General features: G+C 63.0%; 1 protein-coding gene. It reads left to right on the forward strand.

Annotation, left to right across the window (positions count from 1 at the left end; all coding sequences use genetic code 11):
- Positions 1-917 (forward strand): flagellar basal-body MS-ring/collar protein FliF (fliF, locus tag EOS_RS42640; RefSeq protein ID WP_047898279.1); only part of this gene is annotated, 917 nt, incomplete at both ends.

Below are 917 nucleotides of genomic sequence, written 5' to 3' on the forward strand. Positions count from 1 at the left end.
GGACTTCGGCGGCGGTGGCTTCGGCCCGCGCATGCCGATGCTCAACCAGTTCCGCAATAACCCGCGCATGCCGTTGATCATCGCCGTGGCCATTCTCGCCGTGGTGGTGGCGGGTCTCGTGATGTGGTCGCGCCAGCCGGATTACCGGGTGTTGTTCAGCAACCTCTCCGACCGTGACGGTGGCGCGATCGTCGCTGCGCTGCAGCAAGGCAATATCCCCTACAAGATCGCCGAATCGGGTGGCGCGATCCTGGTGCCGAGCGACGCGGTGCACGAAACGCGCTTGCGCCTCGCGTCGCAAGGTTTGCCGAAGAACGGCTCGGTCGGCTTCGAATTGATGGACAACCAGAAGTTCGGCATCAGCCAGTTCGCCGAACAGGTCAACTATCAGCGCGCGCTGGAAGGCGAACTGGAAAAAACCATCGCGTCGATTTCGTCGGTGCGCGAAGCGCGCGTGCATCTCGCCATTCCGAAGCCGACCGTGTTCGTGCGCGAAAAGGAACTGCCGACCGCGTCGGTGATGCTGAATCTCTACCCCGGCCGCGCGCTCGACGAGGGCCAGATCCTCGCCATCCAGCACATGGTGTCGTCGAGCGTGCCGGACATGCCGGTGAAGAACGTGACCATCGTCGATCAGGACGGCAATCTGCTCACGCAGCAAAGCGTGTCGAACGGCCTGGATGCGTCGCAGCTCAAATACGTGCAGCAGATCGAGCGCAACACCCAGGGGCGAATCGATGCGATCCTCGCGCCGCTGTTCGGCGCGGGTAATGCGCACTCGCAGGTGAGCGCGGATATCGACTTCTCGAAGCTCGAGCAGACGGCTGAAAGCTACGGTCCGAACGCCAACCCGCAAAACACCGCGATCCGCAGCCAGCAATCGAGTGAATCGAAAGATGGCCCCGGCGCCAGCGTGG

Source organism: Caballeronia mineralivorans PML1(12) (assembly GCF_001028175.1).
Lineage (GTDB): Bacteria > Pseudomonadota > Gammaproteobacteria > Burkholderiales > Burkholderiaceae > Caballeronia > Caballeronia mineralivorans.